The following is a 25,343-nucleotide window of genomic DNA, read 5'->3' as shown; positions in this document are numbered from 1 at the left end:
CTGCAGCGAAGAGTCGTCAGGCAAAGCGGCTTTTGCCGCCGGGCGCATCGAGCAGCGCGTCGAGGTTCTTCGCGATCTTCTGCTCGATCTGGTCGCTGAAGCTGCTGAACAGAAAACCCAGCGTGGCCTCCAGCGTGAGCGTGTTGGCAGTGACCTCCACGGTGCCGTCGATGCCGGCGCGGCTGAACTGCGCAACGTCGCTGGTCTCGCCCTCGGTGTAGGTGCATTCCAGGCCGTAGTCCTGCTCGACCTGCTGCATCCACTGGCGTGCGACTTCGCGTGCGCCGGCAATGCCCAGCGCGTGGTTTCGTTCGATATGGATGTCAGGCACCGTGATCTCCGTGGTTGTCTTGGTTCTTGCGGATGGAATTGTTGTTCGTCTGCAGGATGCCGGTGGCCGTTTGCAATGCGTGGCGCCGCTCCTCCATCGTCGGCAGCGCGGCAATGCGGCGCACCTCCTTGTAGAAGCGCGGCCAGTTGCGGCCCTCGCGCTCGAACAGCGCCTCGAAACCCGGAACCAGGTCGTCATACGCACCCTGGGCTGCGAAGGTCGCATTGTTGGCGCGTGCCACCCAGAGGTCGTAGGCACCCTGGCGCGGGCCCAGCCATTCTGCGCGCAGCCGGGCGTAGCGCTCGCGAAAGTCGTCCATGGCCGCCTTCTTCATGGCGTCGACCGCCGGCCAATCGTCCGCCTTGGCCTGTGCGGATTCATAGACCTGGCTGAGAGCCCGGCGCGTGTTGAGGGCCAGCGCGCGGAACTGCTGGCGCTGCGCATCGAAGCGCGCATATTCGCTTCGCGCGGCGTCGCTGGCCTCGCGCTGCAACCACAGGGCGCCGCCGATGCGCTCCACCGCCGTGGCGTACGACTCGTTGAAGACCGTGTCGCCCGGCACGTAGAGCACCTGGTGCGCGAGTTCGTGGAACACGATGCGCGCCAGCTCGCCTTCGGGGTAGCCGATGAAGGTGGAAAGCAGCGGGTCGCCGCCGGCCCAGTTCATCCAGCCCAGCGTGGAATACGCCGGCACGGGGTAGACGGCGGTTTCCAGGCCCTTGGCGCTTTGCGCCTCGGCTTCGGCCTTGGCCGCGGCCTCGTCGTAGTAGCCGCGGTACCCCACGCAGCCGGCCACCGGAAAGCACCAGTTCTTGAGCGTGAGCGAATACGGCGGCGCGGCCACCACGTTCCACACCGCGGCGCGGCGGCGCAGGTCGGCGTACGCGGTGTAGCTCGGGTTGTCGGGCAGCGCCAGTTCGGTCACGGCAAAGCGGCGGATGCGCTGCGCGAGTTCGAGCTTGGCTTTAAGCGGCTCGGAAACCGCCGGATCGGCCAGCCACTCGGGCACCGGCTTGGCGGCCCGCATGATGCCGATGTGGCCGCTGGCCGACTGCCAGTAGTACCCAAGGTCGGCGCAGCCGCTGAGCAGCAACAGCCCGGCGGCCAGGGCGAATGCGGGGGCAGCCCTCACCCCAACCCTCTCCCGGAGGGAGAGGGAGCAACGCGCTCCACTTCGACCAGGCAGTCGTAAAACGTGGGTCCGCGGCCGATGTCGGTCAGGCGCTGGCTGGTGAGCTGGTTGACGTTGGTGCCATCCATGCCGAGCTTGCGCCACCAGATGCCCATGCCGTGCACTACGCCGGGCCGCGCGCGGCGCGAGACTTCGGCGCGGCAGCGGTGCTCGCCGCGGCTGTTGAACACGCGCACCGTGGCGCCGTTCTCGATGCCGCGCGCGGCGGCGTCCGACTCGTGAATCTCGAGCAGCGGCTCGCCTTCGATGGCGCGCAGGCTCGTCACGTTGACGAAGGTCGAGTTGAGGAAATTGCGCGCCGGCGGCGAAATCATTGCCAACGGAAATTCGGCCGAGCCGCCCGCCGGCTCGTAGTTGGGCACGTGGTCGGGCAGCCCGTCCATGCCCTGCGCCTGAAGCCGTGCGCTGAAGAATTCGCAGCGGCCCGAAGGCGTCGGAAACTTGCCGTCGGCAAAAGGCGCTTCGGGCAGTGGCAGGCTGGTGAAGCCTTGTGCGAGCAGCTCTTCGTAGTCGATGGCCCCGGGCGCAAAAGCGGTGCGGCACAGCGACTCATCGTCTTCCGAGAAGCAGGGCTCGTCGAAGCCCATGCGGCGCGCCAGCTCGCGGAAGATCCAGGCGTTGCTGCGCGCCTCGCCGCGCGGCGCGACCGCGGGGCGGTTCAGCAGCACGTCGGTGTGGCCATAGCTGCAGTGGATGTCCCAATGCTCGAGCTGGGTGGTGGCCGGCAGCAGGTAGTCGGCGTAGTCGGCGGTATCGGTCTGGAACTGCTCCAGCACCACGGTAAAGAGGTCTTCGCGCGCAAAGCCCGCCACCACCTTGCCCGACTCGGGCGCCACCGCGACCGGGTTGCTGTTGTAGACCACGATGGCCTTCACCGGCTTTGCCTGGGCGAGCAGCGCGTCGCCGATGGTGCTCATGTTGATGGTGCGCGGCTGGCGGCCCGCGAGCAGGTCGGGGCGCTGCAGCGCGGCACGATCGGCCGGATAGTGGCCCGAACTGCTCAACAGGAGCCCGCCCGCGCGGTCGCGCCAGGCGCCCACGAGAGCGGGCAGGCAGGCAATGGCGCGCGCCGCGTTGCCGCCGCCGCGCACGCGCTGCATGCCGTAGTTCAGGCGAATGGCGGCCGGCTTGGTGGTGCCGTAGGCCTGCGCCAGCGCCACGATCTGCGCCTCGGGCACGCCGCACACGGCGGCGGCGCGCGACGGCGGCCATTGCAGGGCACGCTCGCGCAGCTGCTCCCACCCCAGGGTGTGGTTGGCAATGTAGTCGTGGTCGAGCCAGTCATGCACGATGAGTTCATGCATCAGCGCCAGGGCCAGGGCCGCGTCGGTGCCGGGCAGCAGGGCGATGTGCTCGTCGCACTTGTCGGCGGTTTCGGTCTTGCGCGGGTCGATGCACACCAGCCGCGCCCCGGCGCGCCGGGCGGCCTGGGCATGGCGCCAGAAGTGCAGGTTGCTCGCTATGGAGTTGCTGCCCCAGATCAGGATCAGCTTGGCCTCGGCGAAAAACTCGATCCGCATGCCGATCTTGGCGCCCAGCGTGTAGACCATCGCCTCGCCGCCGGCCATGGAACAAATGGTGCGGTCCAGCAACGTGGCGCCCAATTTGTGGAAAAAACGCCGATCCATGGACTCGCCCTGCACAAGTCCCATGGTGCCTGCGTAACTATAAGGCACAATTGTTTCTGGATCTGTCTGCAATGCACGGAGATGCGCGGCGATGTCGTCAAGAGCGGCGTCCCAGCTTACGGGTTCGAACTGGCCGCTGCCTTTGGGACCGATGCGTTTCATGGGCTGCACGAGGCGCTCGGCATGGCTGTTGCGCTCGATGTAGCGTGAAACCTTGGTGCAAAGGACGCCGCCGGTGTGCGAATGGGCCGGATTGCCCTGCAGCTTTATGGCCACGCCGTCCTTGACGGTGGTGACCAAGGCGCAGGTGTCCGGACAGTCGTGCGGGCAAGCGCCCAGAACCGTGGAAGTTTCGGTGGGGAGAACAGCAGTTGTAGAGACCGGGGCATCGTCCATCCGGCAAGTCTAAAGTTTTCCAGGTAGTGCGCGGCATTGCGCAAAAGAGGTTTTCACCATGATGAATCGCAGACATTTTTCACTGGCCACCGGCGCGGCGGCGCTGGGTGGTTTCCAGCTGGCCCGGGCGCAGGGCGACACCCCGCTGGTTCTGGGCCAATCGGCGCCCTTCACCGGCCCGGCTGCGCAGCTCGGCATCCAGTTTCACCAAGGCGCCAAGCTGTTCCTGGACCAATACAACGCCCAGCCCGGCCGCCGCCAGGTGGTGATCAAGAACCTGGACGACGGCTATGAGCCCGACCGTTGCGCGGCCAACACGCAAAAGCTGATCGAGGAAGACGTGTTCGCGCTGTTTGGCTACATCGGCACGCCCACCAGCATGGCGGCGCTGCCGCTCGCGGTGAAGGACAAGGTGCCTTTCATCGCGCCGTTCACCGGCGCGATGTCGCTGCGCGAGCCTTTCCAGAAGAACGTGTTCCACCTGCGCGCCTCGTACAACGACGAGACCGCGCTCATCGTGAAGCAGCTCACCCATCTGCACCTGAAGAAGATCGCGGTCTTCTACCAGAACGACGCCTACGGCAAGGCCGGGCTCGACGGCGTGACGCTGGCGCTGTCGCAGCAGGACCTCAAGCCGGTGGCGCTGGCCACGGTGGAGCGCAACTCGGTCGACGTGGCCTCGGCCGTGAAGAGCATCGTGGCGGCGCGCCCCGACGCGGTGGTTCAGGTGGGTGCCTACAAGGCGTGCGCGGCTTTCATCCGCGAGGCCCGCAAGGCAGGCTACGGCGGCACTTTCTTCAATGTGTCGTTCGTGGGTACCCAGGCGCTGGCCGACGAGCTGGGCAAGGGCGGCGCGGGCGTGATGGTGACGCAGGTGGTGCCCTCGCCCTACAACCCCGCCAACGCGATCACGCGCGAGTTCAGCGACGCGGTCAAGAAGGCCGGCGCTGCGGCGAGCGCCAATTTCTCGAGCATGGAAGGCTACCTTGCCGCCAAGGTGCTGACCGAGGGCCTGCGCCGCGCGCCGGGCAGGGCCTCGCGCGAAGGCCTCATTGCCGGGCTGGAGAGCATCGACCGCCAGCAGTTCGGCGGCTTCGAGGTGTCGTTCTCGCCCAAGAACCACGTCGGCTCGAAGTTCGTCGAGCTGTCGATGATCACCGCGGACGGCAAGATCAGGACCTGACCACCGGGGCATCGCGCCCCACTTCTTGCTTCTTGCGTCAGCTGCTCAAGCCGTCCACGGCCTGGAACATGGCCTGGCGGGCCTGGCTGACGACCTGGCCGCGCCAGGCGTCGGTGTCGGTATAGAAGGCATCGCGCATTTGCGCGCGAATGCCGTCGGCCAGCTCGGCCGGCGCGTCGGGGTGCTTGTGCAGCCAGTGGTCGGCGCGCAGCGCGCCCAGAACGTCGAGCATGGGCAGCGTGCCGTATTCGAGCGCAATGCCGGTGTATTCGGCCTGCGGGCATTCCTGGTACACCGCTTCGCTGATGAGGCCGCTCAACCGCGCCGAGGTGGAAGAGCCGTCGTAGATCGACGTCACCGGCGCCGCGGGCGCGCCCCACCAGGCATTGGCGCGCGCGTAGGCTGCCTTGTCGTCCCGTCCCGCGAAGATGCGTTCGCCGATGCCGTTCGGCCCGAGCCCGGTGTGCAGATCGATCCAGCCCAGCCGGCGCGTGCCGGCCGCATGGCGGCGCAGCACATTGCGCAGCGTCTTGTTGCTCCAGGTTTGCGCCTTGCCGCCAAAGAACAGCCCGTCGTCGAACTGATATTGCCCGCCGGTGACAGCCGCCTGGAAAGCAGCGACGCCATGCTTTTCAATCCACTGATCGACCGCGGCCTGGTTCTCGGGCGTGGGCGGCCAGGCGTCGGGCAACAGCAGCGGATGCAGCTTGGCATAGGCCTGGTTGACCGGCAGCGGCTTCGAGAAATCGACGAAGTTGCGATTCAGGTCGACGTTCTCCTGCGTGACACGCCGCCCGTACGAAAAGCCGTGCGGGTTGAGTGCGTGCACGTACAGCACCGCAACACCCTGCGCCTTGGCCTTCTCACGCCACTCGGCGTCGTGCAGCGCAAACACCTGCACGCCGCTGCCGCAATGGCCCTCCACGCCATGGCAGGCGCTGGAGACGATCAGCAGGCGCTCGGCGTTGGCATCGCCGTCGAGCGCCACGTCCATCGAAAGCTCTTCGCCGCCCTGCCCCTTGGCCGGATGCGCATGCGGCTCGACTGTGAGGCCCGCGCTCACGCAGGCCTGCAGGAATTTCTGGCGCGCCTGGGCGTAGCGCGGCGAAAACGCCTCGCCGATGCCGATCAAGATGCGCTTCCTTCGGGCTTGAGGAACTGCTCGGCCAGTTGCACCCAGCAGGTGGCGCCCAGGGGAATGAGGTCATCGTTGAAGTCGTAGCTCGCGTTGTGCAGCGTGCACGGCCCTTCGCCGTGGTGCACGTCGCGGTGCGAGCCGTCGCCGTTGCCGATGAAGGCATAGGCGCCCGGCTTGGCCTGCAGCATGAAGGCGAAGTCTTCCGAGGTCATGGCGGGTTCCTGCCGCAGCACGTTCTCGGCGCCCACGATCTCGCCCATCACGCGGCGGGCAAAGTGGGCCTCGGCCTCGGTGTTGACCGTCGGCGGGTAGTAGCGCTCGAAGCGGAAGTCGCAGGTGGCGTCGTGCGCCGCGCAGATGTTCTCGGCAATCTTCTTCATGCGCGCTTCGATCATGTCGAGCACCTCGATGGAGAAGGTGCGCACGGTGCCCGTCAACTCGCAGTTGTCGGGAATCACGTTGTTGGCCTCGCCCGCGTGAATGGTGGTGACCGAGATCACGGCCGAATCGGTCGGCTTCATCTTGCGCGTGAGAATGGTCTGGAAGGCCTGCACGATCTCGCAGGCGATCGGCACCGGGTCGATGCCGGTCTGCGGCAGCGCCGCATGGCCGCCCTTGCCGATCACGTTGACATAGAACTTGTTGCCCGACGCCATCACCGGCCCCGGGCTCACCGCGAACTGGCCGGCCTTCATGCCGGGCCAGTTGTGCATGCCGAACACCGCGTCCATGGGGAACTGCTCGAAGAGCCCTTCCTTGATCATTTCGCGCGCGCCACCACCGCCCTCTTCGGCCGGCTGGAAGATCAGGTACACCGTGCCGTCGAAGTTGCGGTGCTTGGCCAGGTGCTGCGCCGCGGCCAGCAGCATGGCGGTGTGGCCGTCGTGCCCGCAGGCGTGCATCTTGCCGTGGTGCTTGCTGGCATGGGCGAAGGTGTTGAGCTCCGTGACCGGCAGCGCGTCCATGTCGGCGCGCAGGCCAATGGCGCGGTTGCTGGTGCCGTTCTTGACGATGCCCACCACGCCGGTGGTGCCCAGGCCGCGGTGAATGGGAATGCCCCATTCCGTGAGCTTGCCTGCCACCACATCGGCGGTGCGGACTTCTTCGAAGCAGAGTTCGGGGTGGGCGTGAAGGTCACGTCGCACGGCGGCGATGCCGGCCGCCTGCGTGACAAGCGAATCGATGAGTTTCATGGGGCACAGTCTAGACTTTGCGGCTCACCGCCGCAAAGACCGTGCCGGGTAATTTCGCACTCCCCCAGGCTTCGCGCACTTCGTGTCGCTTCTCCCTCCCCCTCGCCGGGGGCAACACCAGCGGCCCGGCAAAGCCGGTTCCGCGGTGTTCCCCGCAAAAACTCAGCGCCCCATGCTCTTCAGGTAGTCGGCGCGCGCGGCAATTGCCGTGTCGGTGAAGTCAGTGAAAACGCCGTCCACGCCGAGCTTGTAATAGATCGCGTACTCGTTCTTGCCGTCCTTGTTGTAGTCGGCCGCCAGTCGGCGCGACTCGTTGCGGAAGGTGAACGGGTGCACGAACAGGCCGGCCTTGTGGGCATCGGCCACCAGCGTGGTGGGCGAAACCGAAGTGGCATCGGCATCGTTGATCTTGCCGTCCTTGTTGACGTCGATCGGCTTGCCGTCGGCGCCGACGCTGCCCTTGATGCTCACGATGTAGCGCTTCCACGGGCCGATGCCGTCGGCATAGGTCTTGATTTCGGCCAGGCCCGCGGGCGTGACCATGACGTCGAAGTTGCGCTTGTCGCCCGCCTTGGTCCATTCGTAGGGACGGTCGACCGGCACGGCATAGGTCATGGCGCCGGTCTTCATGTCGATGCCGTCGCCGTCGATCAGTTGGATGAGCCGGGTGTTCAGGCCCTTGCTCTTCATGTACTTGAGGCTGCCGGGCTCGAACGACTGCACATAGATGGGCGCGGTCTTGCTGTTCCAGCCGGCGGCATTGATGGCGGCAATGACCTTGTCTTCCATCGGCAGGCCCAGGTCGCGGAAGTAGGTCGGGTTCTTGGTCTCGGGGTAGATCGCGATGGTGCGCCCGGTTTCCTTCGACTTGGCCTTGGCAAAGTCGATGATCTCCTAGAAGGTGGCAATCTTGAACTTGCCGTTGAACTCCTGCGCCCGCTCTGCGTCGGTCGAAATGCCGCCCAGCGTCTTGATCTCGGCCAGCGTGAAGTCGTTGCTGAACCAGCCGGTCTGGGTTTCGCCGTCGACCTTGATGGTCTTCTTGCGCGAGGCGAAACGCGGGTGCTTGGCCACGTCGGTGCTGATGGCCAGGTTGGGGTCGTGGCGGGCAATGAGCACGCCGTCCTTGGTGGAGACCAGGTCCATCTCGATCACGTCGGCACCCAGTTCGATGGCGCGCGCGTAAGACTCGAGCGTCTGCTCCGGCAGCAAGCCCGAGGCACCGCGGTGCGCAATGACCAGCGGCGGCTGGCCGTCGAGCGTCAGCAGCTTTCCGGGCGAGCCGGCGGGGCCGGTGGTACCGCAGGCGGCAAGGCAGAGGGCTGCGGTTGCAGAGAGAGCCAGCTGAAGGGTGCGCATCGTCTTTTTCTCCATCCAAAAGAGGCGCAGGGTACCCGCTTCGCATGACAGCACCGGCAACTGCGGCGCGCGGCGCCGACTTCTTGGACAATCTGTTGCATGCCCCATACGCTTTCCCCTCAAAGCCTCGCCCTGGCCCAGGCGCTCGTGCGCATGAATACCATCAGCGCGAACAGCAACCTCGAACTGATCGACCTCGCGCAGAGCCACCTGGCCGCGCTCGGCGTCAAAAGCCGCATCACCTACAACGCCGAACGCACCAAGGCCAACCTGTTCGCCACCCTCGGCGAAGGCAAGCCGGCCGGCGTCATCGTTTCGGGCCACACCGATACGGTGCCCTGGGACGGGCAGGAATGGAGCGTCGACCCGCTCTCCGCCGTGGTGCAGAACGAGCGCCTCTACGGCCGCGGCTCGGCGGACATGAAGAGCTTCATTGCCATCGCCCTTGCCAACGCCAGGCGCTTTCTCGAAAGCGACTCGCCTTACGCGGTGCACTTCGCGTTCAGCTATGAAGAAGAAATCGGCTGCTTCGGCGTGAAGGAACTCATTGCCGACATGCGCGACGCCAACATCAAGCCGCTGGCCTGCATCGTGGGCGAGCCCACCAGCATGGTGCCGGCCATTGCGCACAAGGGCGTGTACCGCTACAAGTGCTGCGTGCGCGGCAAGGAGGCGCATTCGTCGCTCACGCCGCATTCGGTCAACGCCATCGAGATGGCGGCCCGCGTGGTCGGCAAGGTGCGCGACATGGCCGAGGGCTTCGAGCGCAGCGAACAGCGCTACGAAGGCTTCGACGTGCCCTTCAGCACCGCGAGCGTGGGCCAGTTCCACGGCGGCATTGCCGACAACGTGGTGCCGCGCGATGCCGAGTTCCGCTATGAATTTCGCGACCTTCCCACGGCCGACGCAAAGCGTATGCAGGCCGACGTGCTGGCCTATGCCGCGAGCATCGAGCCCGCGATGAAGAAGGTGGCGCCCGATGCGGGCTTCAAGTTTGAAACGATCTGCGAGATCCCGAGCTTCCTTGGTGCGGCGGACGACCCCATCACGCTGCTTGCCCAGCGCCTGGCGGGCGAAGACCGCACCACGCTGGTGGCCTTCGGCACCGAAGCGGGCCTTTTCAAGAATGCCGGCATCCCCACCGTGGTGTGCGGCCCGGGCAGCATCAACCAGGCGCACCAGCCCGACGAGTTCGTGAGCCTGGAGCAACTGGCGCGCTGCGAACTGTTCATGGAACGCCTTGCGGCCACGCCGACCATTGGCTGAAGACCACCACGGCAGCGGCGCGCTGCAACGCATGAAGCGCGTCGCGCTCGGCCTGCTGTGCGCCGCGGCGCTGCTCTATGCGCTGGCCAGCGCGCTGCACGGCGAGCACGTGGCCTGGGGCTACGTGGCCGCCTTTGCAGAGGCCGCGATGGTCGGCGCCATTGCCGACTGGTTTGCGGTGGTGGCGCTGTTCCGGCACCCTCTCGGTCTGCCGATTCCGCACACGGCCATCATCCCCAGCAACAAGGACCGCATCGGCGCCAAGCTGGCCGGCTTCATCTGCAACAACTTTCTCGGCACCGAGCAGGTGCTGGCCAAGCTGCGGGCGTTCGACGCAGCCGGCCGCATCGCCGACTGGCTGGCCCGCCCCGCAAGCGGCGAAAAGCTCGGTGAATGGGGCGTGGCCGCCACGCGCTACGGCCTCTCGGCATTCGACGACGAGCGGGTTCGCGCCTTCATGGGCCGTGCCGCGGCCGCGGGCCTGGAGAAGATCGACCTCTCGCGCCTGACCGGCCAGGCGCTGGACGCACTCACCGCGGGCGGGCGCCACCAGGCCCTGCTCGACGATGTGCTGCAGCAGGTGGCCGGTCTGCTCGAAGGCGAAGAGGTTCAGGCGCACATCACCGAAGCCATTGCGCGCGAGATAAAAACGCTGCGCTACGTGGGGCTCGACCAAGTGGCGGCCAAGCTCGCCACGCGCAAGATCGTGGCGGCCGTGGCGCGCACCATTGCCGAGTTGGCGGCCGAGCCCGGCCATCCGATGCGCAAGCGCTTCGACCACTTTGTCGACGACTTCGTGGTGCGGCTCAAGCTCGACCCCGAGTTCCAGCAGCGCGGCGAACAGATCCGCGCCGAGCTGATGGCGCACCCCGCCCTCGGCGACTACCTGCATGGCCTGTGGGGCGAACTGCTCGCGTGGCTACATGACGACCTGGGCCGGGGCGATTCGACGATCCGCCGGCGCATCGCGTCGATGGCCGGCGCGCTGGGCGCGCGCCTGCAGGCCGACGAAGCGATCCGCCGCTGGATCAACGAGCAGATCGAGGCCGCCGCGCCGCTGGCCATCGAGCGCTACCGCGAAGACATCCGCCGCTACATCGAGGAGCGGGTTGCCGAATGGAATGCGGAGGAGATGACGGTGGAGCTCGAACGCAACATCGGCCGCGACCTGCAGTTCATCCGCATCAACGGCACGCTGGTGGGCGGGCTGGTGGGGCTGTTGATCCACACGGCGACGCAGCTGCTGCGCGGGTAATCCACAGCGGAAGAAAGTCCGCATGTCTTGACACATGTAGTGGCACATGTCGCAGTAGAGACTGCGCCGCATCCCCCTCCTCCTTCTAGACTGCGCGCGCAACCACAAGAAGGAGAAGGCATGCCCCGTCGCCTGTTGCGCGCTGCCGCCGCGCTGACCGCTACGCTCGCCCTGCTGGGCGCCTGCAGCACCGTTGTCGCACCGCCGCCCACCACCCGGCCCGCGTCATGGGCCGCACCCGAGGCGCTGGTGCCGCCGTCCTCCTTCTCGGGAGTGCACGGCCTGGCCATCGACCAGAAGGGCCGGCTGCTCGCCGGCTCCGTGCTCGGCAACACGCTCTGGGAGGTGGACCGCACCACCGGCGCGGCCAAGGTGCTGATCGATGCGCCCGAAGGCCAGGCCGACGACATCGCGGTCGGCCCCAAGGGCGAGCTGGCCTGGACCAACTACCTCATGGGCATGCTGCGCTACCGCGAGAGCGACGGCGCGCCGATGCGCGTGCTCGCCAAGGACCTGCCCGGCCTCAACTCCCTCGACTTCGACCGCCGCAACAACAAGCTCTACGCCTCGCAGGTGTTCCTGGGCGATGCGCTCTGGGAGATCGACCGCGAAGGCCAGAAGCCGCCGCGGCTCATCAAGAAGGACATGGGCGGCTTCAACGGCTTCGAGGTCGGCCCGGACGGCATGCTCTACGGGCCGCTGTGGTTCAAGGGCCAGGTCGTGAAGATCGACCCGGCCAACGGCCAGATGACCGTGATTGCCGATGGCTTCAAGATTCCCGCAGCGGCCAACCTGGACGGCAAGGGCAACCTCTGGGTGGTCGATGCGCGCAGCGGCGAGCTGGTGCGCGTGGACCTGGCCACCGGCCGCAAGACCGTCGCGAAGCAACTGCGCCCGTCGCTCGACAACCTGGCCATTGCACGCGACACGCCCGACGGCACCATCTACATCTCGAACATGGCCAACAACGAGGTGCAGGCCTTCAACCCCGCCACCGGTGCGCTGCGCACGCTCACCAGCGGCAAGCTCGCGGCGCCGGCGGGTCTGAAGATGGAGGGCCACACGCTCTGGGTGGCCGATGTGTTCGGCTTTCGCCAGGTGGATGTGCGCACCGGCGAAGTGCGCGACGTGTTCCGCATGCAGCGCGATCCGGACCTCGACTATCCCTTCGCCATCGGTCTCTCGGGCAAGCTGTTTGCGCTGACCTCGTGGTTCACAGGCACGGTGCAGCTGGTCGACCGCCAGACGCTGCGAACCGTCGAGACCATTCACGGATTGAAGGCGCCTTTCGACGCCCTGCCCATGGCCGACGGCAGCGTGATCTATGCCGAGATCGCCACCGGCAGCATCACGCGCGCCCGCGGTGCCAAGTTTGCAGACAAGCAAGTGCTCGCTAGCGGCCTGAGCGGCCCGGTGCAGATGATCATCGGCCAGGACGGCGCACTCTATGTGACCGAGGCGGCGGGCAAGCTGACCCGCATTCCGCTCGACGCGAGCGCGCCGCTCCGTGCCATTGCGGAGGGACTGGCGCTGCCTGAAGGCCTGGCGCAAACGCCTTGGGGCAGCTTCATCGTGGCCGAGAGCGCGGCGCGCCGGCTGGTGGAAATCGACCCTGCGAACGGCTCACGCCGCACCGTGGCGGAAAACCTGCCGATCGGCCTGGCCGCGGGACCCGGATTGCCGCCGCCTTATGTGGTGACGGGCGTTGCCGTGGGCGGCGACGGAAGCATCTACGTGGCGGGCGATCGGAACAGCGCGATCTACCGAATTCGTCCGCAACGGTGAGGTGTGAGAAGGTAAACAAAACCCCATCGAATTCGATTTACTTTTAAAAACAACTATTACAGACTGCCCGGCGAACGACTCGTTACAACCCTTTCTGACCCAATCCACGGCGGTGAGTCGTTCTTTTTCTAGGAGAACAAAAGTATGACCCCCCTCGTTGTTGGCCAGTTGCTGTCGCCCGAGTATTCGCTCGGCCTGGTGGCGCTCTCGTTTCTCATTTCGTTCGCGGGTTCCCTGGTGGCGCTGATCTGCGCGGGGCGCATGGTCGGTGCGGACGGCAAACCCAACCTGGCGGTGGTGGCGTGCGCCGCCGTGGCGCTGGGCGGCATCGGCATCTGGTCGATGCACTTCATCGGCATGCTGGCTTACCGGCTGCCGGTGGGCATTTCATACAACGTGCCGCTGACCGTCGTGTCCCTGGTGGCGGCCATCCTCATCTCCGGCATTGCGCTGTACCTGGCGGGCGGGCGAAGCAAATTCAGCAAGCCGGGCTGGCTGGCCGGCAGCCTGCTGGCGGGCGTGGGTGTTTGCGTGATGCACTACATGGGCATGTTTGCCATGAACATGCGCGCCTCGATGGATTTCGATCTCAACATCGTCGGGCTGTCCGTGGCCATTGCCATCACTGCCGCGGGCGCGGCCCTGTGGCTGGCCTTCAACCTGCGCCGGTTGAGCCACAAGGTCGCCGCGGCCGCGGTAATGGGCGTGGCGGTGTGCACCATGCATTACGTGGGCATGAGCGCCGCCAACATGATCTGCACCGCGGCCGCCCCGACCGACGCGCTGGCCATCGGGGGCAGCTACATGGGGCTTTCGGTGTTCGGCACGGCCGGTGCGGTGCTGATCTTCATCTATTGGGTGATCACAGGCACCAGCCTGGACGCACCGGCCGCGCCGCGCCGGGTCCGCACCAGCTAATTGGCGCAAGCCGGGCGCGCACGGGCGCCCTAGAGTCGGTGCAGAGCGAAAGCGATCTGCACTGACTCCTTCATGCCCGCCATCGAATCCCGGCTGCACGCGGCCAGCGAATCCTTCCAGGCCCATCGGGCCGGCATGCTGGCGCTGCTTGCCGAAGTCCGGTCGCATGAGGAGCGCTCCGCGGCGGCGTCGAATGCCTCGGCCGAGCGCTTCGCCAAGCGCGGGCAACTGCTGCCGCGCGAGCGCCTGGCGCTGCTGCTCGACACCGGCGCGCCTTTTCTGCCGCTGGCTTCGCTGGCCGGCCTGGGCCACGACAACGAAGACCTCGGCAAGAGCGTGCCCGGCGGCGGGGTGATCGCGGGCATCGGCCGGGTGGCGGGCGTGCGCTGCATGGTGAGCGCGTCCGACTCCGGCATCGACGCCGGTGCGCTGCAGCCGATGGGCCTGGACAAGCAGCTGCGCATGCAGGAGATCGCACTCGAAAACAAGCTGCCCTACGTCCAGCTGGTGGAAAGCGCGGGCGCCAATCTCATGCAATACCGCGTGCAAGACTTTGTGCGCGGCGGCGGCATCTTCCGCAACCTGGCGCGGCTCTCGGCCGCGGGGCTTCCGGTGGTGACCGTGACGCACGGCTCCTCGACCGCGGGCGGTGCCTACCAGACGGGCCTTTCAGACTACATCGTGATGGTGCGGGACCGCACCCGCGCGTTCCTGGCCGGCCCGCCGCTGCTCAAGGCCGCCACCGGCGAAATTGCCACCGAAGAAGAACTGGGCGGCGCCGTGATGCACACGCACACCTCGGGGCTGGGCGACTACCTGGCAGAAGACGACCGCGATGCCATTCGCATCGCGCGCTCGATCCTGGGCGGCATCGATTGGGCACGCGACGAAGCCCCGCGCAAATTTGCACCGCCGCTCTACAAGGCCGAAGAGCTTCTCGGCATCATGCCCGGCGACGGGCGGCGGCCGGTCGACATGCGCGAGGTGATTGCGCGCATTGCAGACGGCTCCGAGTTTCTCGAGTTCAGCGAGCACTACGGCAGCGCCACCGTGTGCGGGCACATCCGGCTCGAAGGCCACGCGGTTGGCATCGTCACCAACAACGGCCCGATCGATTCAGACGGAGCCACCAAGGCCACGCATTTCATCCAGGCCTGCTGCCAGTCGCGCACGCCCATCGTCTACCTGCAGAACATCACGGGCTACATGGTGGGCCGCGCGCACGAGGAGGCCGGCATCATCAAGCACGGCGCCAAGATGATCCAGGCGGTGACCAGCGCCACCGTGCCGCAGATCACGCTGCATTGCGGCGCCTCTTACGGCGCGGGCAACTACGGCATGTGCGGCCGGGGCTTCGCGCCGCGCTTCTGCTTTTCGTGGCCCACCGCGCGCACCGCCGTGATGGGCGGCGAGCAGGCGGCAAGAACCATGGCCATCGTGATGGAAGCGGGCATGGCGCGCAAAGGTGCCGTCGATCACGCGAAGATCGACGCGATGCAGCAGCAGATCGTCGAGCGCTTCGAGCGGCAGATGAGCGTGTTCACCACCAGCGCGCTGCTGCTGGACGACGGCGTGATCGACCCGCGCGACACGCGGGCGGTGCTGGCCGAAGTGCTCTCCGTTTGCCGAGATGCCGATGCGCGCATGCCGCAGCCCATGCAGTTCTCGGTGGCGCGGCCATGAGCTTCAGCAAGATTCTCATAGCCAACCGCGGCGAGATCGCGGTCCGCGTGATGCGCACCGCGCGCGCCATGGGCTGCCGCACGGTGGCTGTGTATTCGACGGCCGACGCCGATGCGGAACATGTGCGCCAGGCCGACCAGTCGGTGTGGATCGGCGAATCGCTGCCCGCGCAAAGCTACCTGAACATTGCCGCCATCGTCGACGCCGCGCTTGCAAGCGGCGCGCAAGCGGTGCATCCGGGCTACGGCTTCCTGGCCGAGAACGCCGCGTTCGCACAGGCCTGCCGCGATGCGGGTCTGGTCTTCATCGGCCCCTCGCCCGAAGCCATTCGCGCGATGGGCGACAAGGCCGGCGCGAAGCGGCTGATGCAGGCGGCCGGCGTGCCGTGCATTCCCGGCTACCAGGGTGAAGACCAGAGCCAGCCCACACTCGCCGCCGAAGCCGCGCGCATCGGATGGCCCGTGATGATCAAGGCAACGGCCGGAGGCGGCGGACGCGGCATGCGCCTGGTGCCGTCGGCCGCGGCCTTTGCCGAGCTGCTGCAGAGCGCGCAGTCGGAAGCGCTCAATGCCTTCGGCAATGCGGCCGTGATCCTGGAGCGTGCCATCGAGGCGCCGCGCCACATCGAGATTCAGGTGTTCGCCGACCGGCACGGCAGCGCCATTCACCTGGGCGAGCGCGACTGCTCGGTGCAGCGGCGACACCAGAAGGTGATCGAAGAGTCGCCCTCGCCGGCCGTTTCCGCAGCCTTGCGCGAACGCATGGGCGCAACGGCCGTCGCCGCCGCAAAGGCCATCGGCTACGAAGGTGCGGGCACGCTGGAGTTCTTGCTCGATGCCGACGGCCGCTACTGGTTCATGGAAATGAACACGCGGCTGCAGGTGGAGCATCCGGTGACCGAAGCCGTGACGGGGCTCGACCTCGTCGAGTTGCAGTTGCGCATTGCGGCCGGGGAAGTGCTGCCACTCACGCAACAGGATGTGCGCATGAGCGGCCACGCGATCGAAGTGCGCCTGTGCGCCGAAGACCCGCGGCAGGGTTTTCTGCCGCAAAGCGGCACGCTCGCCGCGTGGCGTCCGTCAGCCGCCTTGCGCACCGAGCACGCGCTGCGCGATGGCGCTGCGGTGCCGCCCTTCTACGACTCGATGATTGCCAAGCTGGTGGCGCACGGCCGCACGCGCGACGAAGCCCGGCAACGGCTGCTCGCCGGCCTGCAAGACACGGTGGCGCTGGGCGTTGCCACGAACCAGCAACTGCTGCAGCGCGCGCTGGCGCACCCGGTGTTCGCGAGCGGCGCGGCGACCACCGCCTTCATCGCCGAACAGCTCGACGACTTGCTCGCGCCCAACGCCGCGGCCGAAGCGCGCGCCACGTTGCTCGCTGCGCTGTTGCTCCAGCTGGGAGAGCACGGCTGGCCCTCGCCGCTCGCGCACAGGCTGCCGAATGCATTGCGCTTTGCGCTTGATGGAACGAACTGCCAGGCGCGCGTGCAGCCTCTTGGCGCGGCCCGTTTCGACATTTGCATCGGCGACCAGGCGCCCGTACGTGTCGACTTGCTTGCACTGCCTGGCGAAGGGCATGTGCGCTCCTCTTGCAACGGGTTGGCCGAACAAGCGGTGGTGGCGCACGGACCGACGGGGCGCCTCTTCTTTCATTTTCGCGGCCGGCCGTTTCAGCTCGACAACCTCACCCACGTTGCGGTAACGCGCGAGGGTGCCGCTGCCGCCGACGGGCTGCTGCGCGCCTCGATGAACGGCCGCGTCATCGCGCTGCTCGCGGCGGAGGGCGACACCGTCGCCGCCGGCCAGCCGCTCGTCACGCTCGAGGCTATGAAGATGGAACATGTGCACTGCGCGCCGCGCGCCGGCCGGCTGGCCGCGCTGCATGTGGCGGTTGGCGCACAGGTGGCCGCGCGCCATGTTGTGGCGGAAATAGCCGATGCCTGACAACGCTGCTTCTGCGCAGATATTTGTTGAAAGCCGTCCGATGAACTCGCCCTCCCGGTACCGCTCCGTTTTTTCGCCCGGCGTTTTTGCCGGCCAGGTGATCGTCGTGACCGGCGGCGGCTCCGGCATCGGGCGCTGCACTGCGCATGAACTCGCTTCGCTCGGCGCTCAGGTGGTTCTGGTCGGCCGCAATGCAGAGAAGCTCGAGTCGGTGCGGGCCGAAATCACCGATGACGGCGGCAAGGCGAGCACGCAGCCCTTCGACATCCGGCAGGAAGAGGCCGTGCGCAACGCGGTGGCCGCCATCGCGGCCGAGCACGGACGCATCGACGGGCTGGTGAACAACGCGGGCGGCCAGTACATCACGCCGCTCGCGGCCATTTCGGCCAAGGGCTGGGAGGCGGTGATCCACACCAATCTCACGGGCGGTTTTCTCGTGGCACGCGAGTGCTTTCTGCAGAGCATGCAGGCGCACGGCGGCGCCATCGTCAACATCGTGGCCGACATATGGGGCTCGATGCCCAACATGGGCCACAGCGGTGCGGCGCGCGCCGGTATGGTGAGCTTCACCGAGACCGCGGCGCTCGAATGGGCGGCGAGCGGCGTCCGCGTGAACGCCGTGGCGCCAGGCTACATCGCATCGAGCGGCATGGACCACTATCCACCCGAAGCCGGCGACATGCTGCGCGCGATGCGCAGCACGGTGCCCATGGGCCGCTTCGGCAACGAGGCCGAGACCTCCGCCGCCATCGCCTTCCTGCTGAGCCCCGCGGCAAGCTTCATCAGCGGCAGCGTGCTGCGCGTGGATGGCGCTCGGCCGCAGGTGCGCATGGGCTGGCCCATGGCAGCGCCAGACGCGCAGGTGCAGCAGCGCCGGGCCGTGCGGCCGTTCGACGGCTTTCACCGGGCCCAGACGCCGCGTGTTTTCAAGGACGCCGACGAACCGAACGACTGACTGGAGACAACCGCATGCAGTACACCCACGAGCACCTCGAGATTCAGAAGACGCTGCGCCGCTTCATCGATGAAGAGATCAATCCGCATGTCGACGAATGGGAAGAAGCCGAGATCTTTCCCGCGCACGATGTCTTCAAGAAGCTCGGCAACCTGGGCATGCTGGGCCTGAACAAGCCCGAAGCCTTCGGCGGCGCCGGGCTCGATTATTCGTATGCAATGGCCATGGCGGAAGCGCTGGGCCATGTGAGCTGCGGCGGCGTGCCGATGGCCATCGGCGTGCAGACCGACATGTGCACGCCCGCGCTCGCGCGCTTCGGCAGCGACGAACTTCGGCGCGAGTTCCTGGCGCCCGCCATTGCGGGCGACATGGTCGGCTGCATCGGCGTGAGCGAGCCCGGCGCGGGCAGCGACGTGGCGGGCCTCAAGAGCCATGCGCGCAAGGACGGCGGCGACTACCTCATCAGCGGCCAGAAGATGTGGATCACCAACAGCCTGCAGGCCGACTGGATGTGCATGCTGGTCAACACCGGGGATGGACCCGTGCATCGCAACAAGTCGCTCGTGATGGTGCCCATGGACAGTCCCGGCATCGAGAAGGCGAAGAAGATCCGCAAGATCGGCATGCATTCGAGCGACACGGGCCTCATCTATTTCGACAACGTGCGCGTGCCGCAGCGCTATCGCATCGGCGAGGAAGGCCAGGGCTTCGTCTACCAGATGCAGCAGTTCCAGGAGGAGCGGCTGTGGGCCGCCGCCAGCTCGCTCGAACCCATGGAAGACTGCATTGCGCAGACCATCGAATGGGCGCAAGAGCGCAAGCTGTTCGGTGCCACGCTGGCCGACCAGCAGTGGGTGCAGTTCAAGCTCGCCGAGCTCAAGACCGAAGTGGAAGCATTGCGCGCCCTCACCTACCGCGCGTGCGACCTGCATGTGCAGGGCCAAGACGTGCTCGAACTGGCCTCGATGGCCAAGCTCAAGACCGGGCGACTAACGCGCCAGGTGGCCGACACCTGCCTGCAGTTCTGGGGCGGCATGGGCTTCACGCTCGAGAACCGCGTCTCTCGCCTTTATCGCGATGGGCGCCTGGGCTCCATCGGCGGGGGCGCGGACGAAGTGATGCTCGGCATCCTCGCGAAGACGATGGGCATTGCCAAGCGGCCACCACGCGGCTGACGGCGGCTGAAGCGCACATGGACGCCGAACTGCAAGCCGACCGGGCGGCCCTCGCCGACACGGTGCGGCGCTTTGCCGAAGACGAGATCGCGCCGCACGTGCAGGCCTGGGACGACGCGGGCGAGTTTCCCCGGGCGCTGTATGCGCGCGCAGCGGAACTCGGCTTGCTAGGCCTCGGCTACCCCGAGGCGCTGGGCGGCACACCGGCTTCCTATTCGCTGAAGCTCCCCGCATGGATCGCGCTCGCGCGCCACGGCAAGAGCGGCGGCGTGCTCGCAAGCCTGTTCTCGCACAACATCGGGCTGCCGCCCGTGGTGCTGCATGCGAGCGATGCGGTGCGCGGCGAAGTCGTACCGCCGGTGCTGCGCGGCGAGAAGATCGCCGCACTTGCCATCACCGAACCCGGCGGCGGCTCCGACGTGGCGGCGCTGCGCACCACGGCGCGCCGTGACGGCGAGCACTACGTGGTGAACGGCGAAAAGACCTTCATCACCTCGGGCATGCGGGCCGACTGGATCACGGTGGCGGTTCGCACCGGCGAGGCGCGCGGCGCCAGCGGTATCTCGATGCTGCTGGTGCCCGGCAGCGCCCCCGGCCTCACGCGCACGCGCCTCGCGAAGATGGGCTGGCTGTGCTCAGACACCGCGCAGCTTCACTTCGACAACGTGCGCGTGCCTGCGCGCTACCTGCTCGGCAGCGAAGGCGCGGGCTTTCGCATGGTCATGGGCAACTTCAACGGCGAACGCATCGGCCTGGCCGCGGGCGCACTCGGCTTTGCGCAGGCCTGCCTCGACGAGGCGCTGGCCTGGTCACAAGGGCGCAAGACCTTCGGCGCCGCGCTCATCGAACACCAGGCGGTGCGCCACAAGCTGGTGGACATGCAGATGCGCATCGCGTCCACCGAGGCGTGGCTGGAGGCCGTATCGGCGCAAGGCGATGCGCACGAGGCGGCGGGCCGATTCAACGCGCCCGAGTGGGTCGCGCAGGTTTGCATGCTCAAGAATCACGCGACGCAAACCATGCAGTTCTGCGCCGACCAGGCCGTGCAGATCCTGGGCGGCATGGGCTTCATGCGCGGCACCGTCAGCGAGCGCATCTACCGCGAAGTGAAGGTGATGATGATCGGCGGCGGCGCCGAGGACATCATGAAGGAGTTGGCGGCACGGCAACTGGGCTGGCTGTAGCCGCGCGGCTTCAGTCGTTCTGCTCGCTGTCGCCCTGCCGCGCCGCGGCCAATGCGTTCGCCGCACGCAGCTTGTCCTTCTTGCTCGGCCGCTTGCCCTTGATGCCACCCGTGCCCGAGTTGTCGACCACCGGCACCGCCATTTCGGTCGGCTCGAAGCCCTCGATGCGCTCGCGCGGCAGATGGAGCCCCTGCCGCTTTTCGATCACGCGAAAGTGCGCCTCGGTGGCCGCGCTCACGAAGCTGATGGCCAGCCCGCTTTCGCCAGCGCGGCCCGTGCGGCCGATGCGGTGGATGTAGTCGGTGGGCGAGCGCGGCAGGTCGTAGTTGATCACCACGGGCAGTTGCGCAATGTCGATGCCGCGCGCCGCAAGGTCGGTGGCAATCACCACATCCCAGCGGCTCTCCTTGAACTGCGCGAGGATGCCGGTGCGCGTGCCCTGCGCAATGTCGCCATGAAAGGGCACCGCGTACACGCCGTTCTTGTAGAGCTTCTCAGCCACAGTCTGGGCCGCATGCTGCGTGGCGACGAAGACCAGCACGCGGTCCCACTCGTTTTCTTTCAGCAGGTGGCGCAGCAGCTGGGTGCGGCGGTTGGCGTCGACCTCGATCACGCGCTGCACGATAGCGGGCTCGGTGCCGGGCTCGCCCTGCACGTCGATCACCGCCGGGTCGCGCAGCGTGCCGTCGGCCAGCGCCTGGATGGCGGGCGGAAAGGTGGCGGAAAAAAGCAGGTTCTGGCGCTGCGCCGGCAGCAGCGCGAGGATGCGGCCCAGCTCTTCGGCAAAGCCGAGGTCGAACAGGCGGTCGGCCTCGTCGAGCACGAGCATGGACACCGCGCCGAGCTTGAGCGCGTTGTGGTCCACCAGATCGAGCAGCCGGCCCGGCGTTGCCACCACGATGTCGGCGCCGCCGCGCAGGCTCATCATCTGCGGGTTGATCGACACGCCGCCGAAGGCAATGGCGATCTTGAGCCGCTCGGGCAGGTGCTGCGCCAGGCTGCGCATGGTTTCGCCGACCTGGGCGGCCAGCTCGCGCGTGGGCACGAGCACCAGCGCGCGCAGGCGGCGCGGCGACGCTGCGCGCTCGGCGGCCAGGCGCTGCAGCAGCGGCAGGGAAAATGCGGCGGTCTTGCCCGAGCCGGTCTGCGCCGAACCCCGCACGTCGCGGCCTTGCAGAATTGCGGGAATGGCCGCGGCCTGGATGGCGGTCGGCGCGGCATAGCCGCTTTCGGCGGCAGCCTGCACGAGCGCGGGGGCCAGGCCCAGTGAATCGAATGGCATGTGAGCAGACAGAGAAAGATGAACCGGGAACCAACAGGAACCGAAGCGTTGAAGAAGAGATCGACCGAATGACGATGAAGAGCAATCAGTCCACCGCCCTGGTGTATTCCACCGAAGCCGGAGGCCGCATGTGCCCCGAGTGCCGCGCGCCCATGGCGCAGTGCCGCTGCAAGGAGCTCAAGGCGCGCGTTCCGGCCACTGACGGCATTGTGCGTGTATCGCACGAGACCAAGGGCCGCAAAGGCAAGGGCGTGACGGTGGTCAAGGGCCTGGCGCTCGATGCGGCGGCGCTCGCGGCCATGGGCAAACAGCTCAAGACGGCTTGCGGCACGGGCGGCACGGTGAAGGACGGCACCATCGAAATCCAGGGCGACCACCGAGAACTGGTGATCGCGGCCCTCACCAGGCAAGGCCACGTGGTGAAGCGCGCCGGAGGCTGAATCTCGTCATGAAACCCGAAGACCTGCAGCGCCTTGTCACGCTCGAAATGCCCTTCGGCAAGCACAAGGGCACGTTGATTGCCGATTTACCCGGCAATTATCTGAATTGGTTCGCACGCGAGGGTTTTCCCGCAGGTGAAATCGGCCGGCTGCTCCATTTGATGCATGAAATAGACCACAACGGGCTCTCCGGCCTTCTGGAACCGTTGCGAAACCGCCCGCCAAGGCGTGATGTTTCGTAAGAAGCGCGAATTTCATCACCCTTTTTCCAGATCGCATTGATAATCGTGCCTACGTGTCTGTGAGCTTGCCTCCCGTGCACGTAATTCGGTGATCGGTCAGTTTCGCGCCACAGCGCATTTGTTTGTTGTGATTCTGGGACTCCATCGCTTTGTTTTGTTGGTTTGAATTAGGAGTCCCTCAATGGGCAAGAAACTCTACGTAGGCAACCTCGCCTACTCTGTGCGTGACAACGACCTGGAACAGGCTTTCGGCGAGTTCGGCTCGATCGTCAGCGCCAAGGTCATGATGGAACGCGACACCGGCCGCTCCAAGGGCTTCGGTTTCGTGGAAATGGGCACCGACGCTGAAGCGCTGGCTGCCGTTGAAGCCATGAACGGCCATTCGCTCCAGGGCCGCGCCCTGACCGTGAACGAAGCACGTCCGATGGAAGCTCGCCCCCCCCGTACCGGTGGTGGCGGCGGCTACGGCGGCGGCGGCGGTGGTGGTTACGGCGGTGGTGGCGGCGGCGGCTACGGTGGTGGCGGCGGCGGCGGTGGCCGCAGCGGTGGTGGCGGCGGCTACGGCGGCGGCGGCGGTGGTCGCGGCGGCTACTAAGCCCTTCCCCCGAGACCTCGCTCTCAAATAAAAAAGCTCCTTCGGGAGCTTTTTTCGTTTCTGCGCCCATCGCTCGCGCGAAGGCTTGGGCCACCTTGTACGCATTTGTCCTTACCGCGCCGGTCAGCCCAAGGTCAGCCGCGGGCGACGACCCTCACCCGTCCAATCAAGAGGGTCGAGGCAATGCGCATCAAGAGTCAGGCGGACTTCTTTTCAGGAGTCATGTTTACAAGTGTCGGCGGTGCTTTCGCCATCGGCGCCACCACCTACACCATCGGCGACGGTGCCCGCATGGGCCCCGGCTACTTCCCGCTCATGCTGGGCATTTTGCTGGCGGTGCTCGGCGGAGCCATCATGTTCCAGGCCATGGTGATCGAAACCGCCGGCGGCGACCCGATCGGCAAATGGGCCTGGAAGCCGGTGGCTTTCGTGCTGGGCGCCAACCTGGCGTTCGGCGTGCTGCTCGGCGGGCTGCCGAGCATCGGCCTGCCCGCCATGGGAATGATCGTCGCGATCTACGCCCTCACCATCATCTCGAGCATGGCGGGGGAGCACTTCAAGCTGCGCGACGTGCTGGTGCTCTCCACCATCCTGGCGGCCGGCAGCTATGTGGCCTTCATCTGGGCGCTGAAGCTGCAGATCCAGGTCTGGCCTACTTTCATTTCGGGTTGAGGAGCACACCGCCATGGAACTGTTCCACAACCTCGCGACGGGCTTCGGCGTCGCCTTCACTTTCACGAACCTGCTGTACTGCCTGGTCGGCTGCATCCTGGGCACGCTGATCGGCGTGCTGCCGGGCATCGGCCCGGTCGCGACCATCGCGATGCTGCTGCCGGCCACGTACGCGCTGCCGCCCGTATCGGCGCTGATCATGCTCGCCGGCATCTACTACGGTGCGCAGTACGGCGGCTCGACCACCGCGATTCTGGTGAACCTGCCCGGGGAATCGTCCTCCGTGGTCACGTGTATCGACGGCTACCAGATGGCAAGGCAGGGCCGCGCGGGGCCCGCGCTCGCCGCTGCGGGTCTGGGTTCGTTCTTTGCCGGCTGCGTGGGCACGCTGATCCTGGCCGCCTTCGCGCCGCCGCTGACCGAGCTGGCCTTCAAGTTCGGCCCGGCCGAATACTTCTCGCTGATGACCCTGGGCCTGATCGGCGCCGTGGTGCTGGCTTCGGGTTCGCTGCTCAAGGCGGTGGCCATGATCGTGCTCGGCCTCTTGCTCGGCATTGTCGGCACCGACGTCAATTCGGGCGTGGCGCGGTTCAGCTTCGACATCCCCGAGCTCACCGACGGCATCGGCTTCGTGGTGATTGCCATGGGCGTGTTCGGCTATGGCGAAATCATCGGCAACCTCTCGCAGCCCGACGACGAGCGCGAGGTGTTCACGCACAAGGTGAAGGGCCTGTGGCCCACCAAGGACGACTTCAAGCGCATGACGCCCGCGGTGCTGCGCGGCACCGCCCTGGGTTCGGCGCTCGGCATACTGCCCGGCGGCGGCGCGCTGCTGGCCGCCTTCGCGGCCTATGCGCTCGAAAAGAAGATCAAGATGCGCCCCGGCGAAGTCCCCTTCGGCAAGGGCAACATCCGCGGCGTGGCATCGCCCGAATCGGCCAACAACGCGGGTGCGCAGACCTCCTTCATTCCGCTGCTCACGCTGGGTATTCCGCCCAACGCGGTAATGGCACTGATGGTGGGTGCGATGACCATCCACAACATCCAGCCCGGCCCGCAGGTGATGACCAGCAACCCGGAACTGTTCTGGGGATTGATCGCTTCGATGTGGATCGGCAACGCGATGCTGATCGTGCTGAACCTGCCGCTGATCGGCATGTGGATCAAGCTATTGACGGTGCCCTACAAGTTCCTGTTCCCCGCCATCGTGCTGTTCTGCGCGATTGGCGTGTACTCGACCAACAACAACACCTTCGACATCTGGATGGTGGCGGCCTTCGGCTTCATCGGCTACCTGTTCATCAAGCTGAAGACCGAGCCCGCGCCGTTGCTGCTGGGCTTCATTCTCGGGCCGATGATGGAAGAAAACCTGCGGCGCGCCCTGCTGCTGTCGCGCGGCACATGGAGCGTGTTCGTCACGCGGCCGCTGTCGGCGGGCTTGTTGGTCGCGGCGGCGTTGTTGCTCGGCATCGTGCTGCTCCCCTCAATCAAGGCGAAACGCGAAGAAGCCTTCGTCGAGGAATAA

General features: G+C 66.8%; 21 protein-coding genes and 1 pseudogene. 15 read left to right on the top strand and 7 right to left on the bottom strand.

The window, feature by feature from the left end:
• Positions 1–16 precede the first annotated feature (16 nt).
• Genes V9L21_RS06465 through V9L21_RS06455 form a run of 3 tightly spaced genes read right to left on the bottom strand, consistent with a single transcriptional unit; the run spans position 17 to position 3,547 of the window.
• Positions 17–331: a polyhydroxyalkanoic acid system family protein gene (locus tag V9L21_RS06465; RefSeq protein ID WP_337310176.1), complete on the bottom strand. Its 315-nt coding sequence runs from the start codon at positions 329–331 to the stop codon at positions 17–19.
• Entirely contained in the window at positions 324–1,463 is a 1,140-nt protein-coding gene (locus V9L21_RS06460; protein ID WP_337310174.1) for an aminopeptidase, read from the bottom strand. Before V9L21_RS06460 ends, V9L21_RS06465 begins: the two co-directional genes overlap by 8 nt.
• Complete coding sequence (locus tag V9L21_RS06455; RefSeq protein ID WP_337310172.1) at positions 1,460–3,547, bottom strand: molybdopterin-containing oxidoreductase family protein; 2,088 nt, start codon at positions 3,545–3,547, stop codon at positions 1,460–1,462. Before V9L21_RS06455 ends, V9L21_RS06460 begins: the two co-directional genes overlap by 4 nt.
• Positions 3,548–3,605: 58 nt before the next feature.
• Here V9L21_RS06455 and V9L21_RS06450 point away from each other — a divergent pair, with 58 nt between their 5' ends.
• Positions 3,606–4,730, top strand: a complete 1,125-nt coding sequence (locus tag V9L21_RS06450; RefSeq protein WP_337310171.1) for an ABC transporter substrate-binding protein — start codon at positions 3,606–3,608, stop codon at positions 4,728–4,730.
• 37 nt (positions 4,731–4,767) lie between these two features.
• Here the strand turns inward: V9L21_RS06450 and V9L21_RS06445 are convergent, their stop codons facing one another.
• The 3 genes and pseudogenes from V9L21_RS06445 to V9L21_RS06435 form a co-directional block, all read right to left on the bottom strand.
• A complete protein-coding gene (locus V9L21_RS06445; protein ID WP_337310168.1) occupies positions 4,768–5,862 on the bottom strand; it encodes a M14 family metallopeptidase in 1,095 nt (364 codons plus the stop codon).
• Entirely contained in the window at positions 5,859–7,061 is a 1,203-nt protein-coding gene (locus V9L21_RS06440) for a M20 aminoacylase family protein (protein WP_337310167.1), read from the bottom strand. Before V9L21_RS06440 ends, V9L21_RS06445 begins: the two co-directional genes overlap by 4 nt.
• A 162-nt stretch (positions 7,062–7,223) precedes the next feature.
• A pseudogene (locus tag V9L21_RS06435) lies at positions 7,224–8,420 on the bottom strand (glycerophosphodiester phosphodiesterase).
• Between the two features lie 99 nt (positions 8,421–8,519).
• Between V9L21_RS06435 and argE the strand changes: the two are divergent.
• From argE to V9L21_RS06390, 9 genes are all read left to right on the top strand, one after another.
• Positions 8,520–9,686, top strand: a complete 1,167-nt coding sequence (gene argE, locus V9L21_RS06430) for an acetylornithine deacetylase (RefSeq protein ID WP_337310165.1) — start codon at positions 8,520–8,522, stop codon at positions 9,684–9,686.
• A complete protein-coding gene (locus V9L21_RS06425; protein ID WP_337310163.1) occupies positions 9,679–10,941 on the top strand; it encodes a DUF445 domain-containing protein in 1,263 nt (420 codons plus the stop codon). The genes argE and V9L21_RS06425 overlap by 8 nt, the downstream gene beginning before the upstream one ends.
• A gap of 120 nt (positions 10,942–11,061) precedes the next feature.
• Positions 11,062–12,726, top strand: a complete 1,665-nt coding sequence (locus V9L21_RS06420; RefSeq protein WP_337310161.1) for a hypothetical protein — start codon at positions 11,062–11,064, stop codon at positions 12,724–12,726.
• 144 nt (positions 12,727–12,870) lie between these two features.
• The gene (locus tag V9L21_RS06415; protein WP_337310159.1) at positions 12,871–13,644 is read left to right on the top strand and encodes an MHYT domain-containing protein; all 774 of its coding nucleotides are present in this window, start codon (positions 12,871–12,873) and stop codon (positions 13,642–13,644) included.
• Positions 13,645–13,716: 72 nt separating this feature from the next.
• A complete protein-coding gene (locus V9L21_RS06410; RefSeq protein WP_337310157.1) occupies positions 13,717–15,327 on the top strand; it encodes an acyl-CoA carboxylase subunit beta in 1,611 nt (536 codons plus the stop codon).
• Positions 15,324–17,273 carry an acetyl/propionyl/methylcrotonyl-CoA carboxylase subunit alpha gene (locus tag V9L21_RS06405; RefSeq protein ID WP_337310155.1) on the top strand — a complete coding sequence of 650 codons (1,950 nt, stop codon included), beginning with the start codon at positions 15,324–15,326 and terminating at the stop codon, positions 17,271–17,273. Before V9L21_RS06410 ends, V9L21_RS06405 begins: the two co-directional genes overlap by 4 nt.
• 40 nt (positions 17,274–17,313) lie before the next feature.
• Positions 17,314–18,228, top strand: a complete 915-nt coding sequence (locus V9L21_RS06400; RefSeq protein ID WP_337310153.1) for an SDR family oxidoreductase — start codon at positions 17,314–17,316, stop codon at positions 18,226–18,228.
• Positions 18,229–18,242: 14 nt separating this feature from the next.
• Positions 18,243–19,403, top strand: coding sequence for an acyl-CoA dehydrogenase family protein (locus V9L21_RS06395; protein ID WP_337310151.1), 1,161 nt, complete (start codon positions 18,243–18,245; stop codon positions 19,401–19,403).
• A gap of 17 nt (positions 19,404–19,420) precedes the next feature.
• The gene (locus tag V9L21_RS06390; RefSeq protein WP_337310149.1) at positions 19,421–20,587 is read left to right on the top strand and encodes an acyl-CoA dehydrogenase family protein; all 1,167 of its coding nucleotides are present in this window, start codon (positions 19,421–19,423) and stop codon (positions 20,585–20,587) included.
• A 10-nt stretch (positions 20,588–20,597) separates the two neighbouring features.
• Here V9L21_RS06390 and V9L21_RS06385 read toward each other — a convergent pair whose 3' ends face one another.
• Positions 20,598–21,869, bottom strand: coding sequence for a DEAD/DEAH box helicase (locus V9L21_RS06385; protein WP_337310147.1), 1,272 nt, complete (start codon positions 21,867–21,869; stop codon positions 20,598–20,600).
• Positions 21,870–21,943: 74 nt separating this feature from the next.
• Between V9L21_RS06385 and V9L21_RS06380 the strand changes: the two genes are divergently transcribed.
• The 5 genes from V9L21_RS06380 to V9L21_RS06360 all read left to right on the top strand — a co-directional run bounded on the left by V9L21_RS06380 (position 21,944) and on the right by V9L21_RS06360 (position 25,343).
• Positions 21,944–22,309, top strand: a complete 366-nt coding sequence (locus V9L21_RS06380; RefSeq protein WP_337310552.1) for a translation initiation factor Sui1 — start codon at positions 21,944–21,946, stop codon at positions 22,307–22,309.
• Positions 22,310–22,317: 8 nt separating this feature from the next.
• Positions 22,318–22,551: a DUF3820 family protein gene (locus tag V9L21_RS06375; protein WP_157611531.1), complete on the top strand. Its 234-nt coding sequence runs from the start codon at positions 22,318–22,320 to the stop codon at positions 22,549–22,551.
• A 181-nt stretch (positions 22,552–22,732) separates the two neighbouring features.
• Positions 22,733–23,146, top strand: coding sequence for an RNA recognition motif domain-containing protein (locus V9L21_RS06370; protein WP_337310143.1), 414 nt, complete (start codon positions 22,733–22,735; stop codon positions 23,144–23,146).
• A gap of 183 nt (positions 23,147–23,329) precedes the next feature.
• A complete protein-coding gene (locus V9L21_RS06365) occupies positions 23,330–23,818 on the top strand; it encodes a tripartite tricarboxylate transporter TctB family protein (protein ID WP_337310141.1) in 489 nt (162 codons plus the stop codon).
• A gap of 13 nt (positions 23,819–23,831) precedes the next feature.
• The gene (locus V9L21_RS06360) at positions 23,832–25,343 is read left to right on the top strand and encodes a tripartite tricarboxylate transporter permease (protein WP_337310139.1); all 1,512 of its coding nucleotides are present in this window, start codon (positions 23,832–23,834) and stop codon (positions 25,341–25,343) included.

Source organism: Variovorax sp. CCNWLW235, assembly GCF_037204085.1.
Taxonomy (GTDB): domain Bacteria; phylum Pseudomonadota; class Gammaproteobacteria; order Burkholderiales; family Burkholderiaceae_C; genus Variovorax.
The sequence above is the reverse complement of the archived record's forward strand: the minus strand, read 5'-3'. Positions and strand labels throughout refer to the sequence as shown.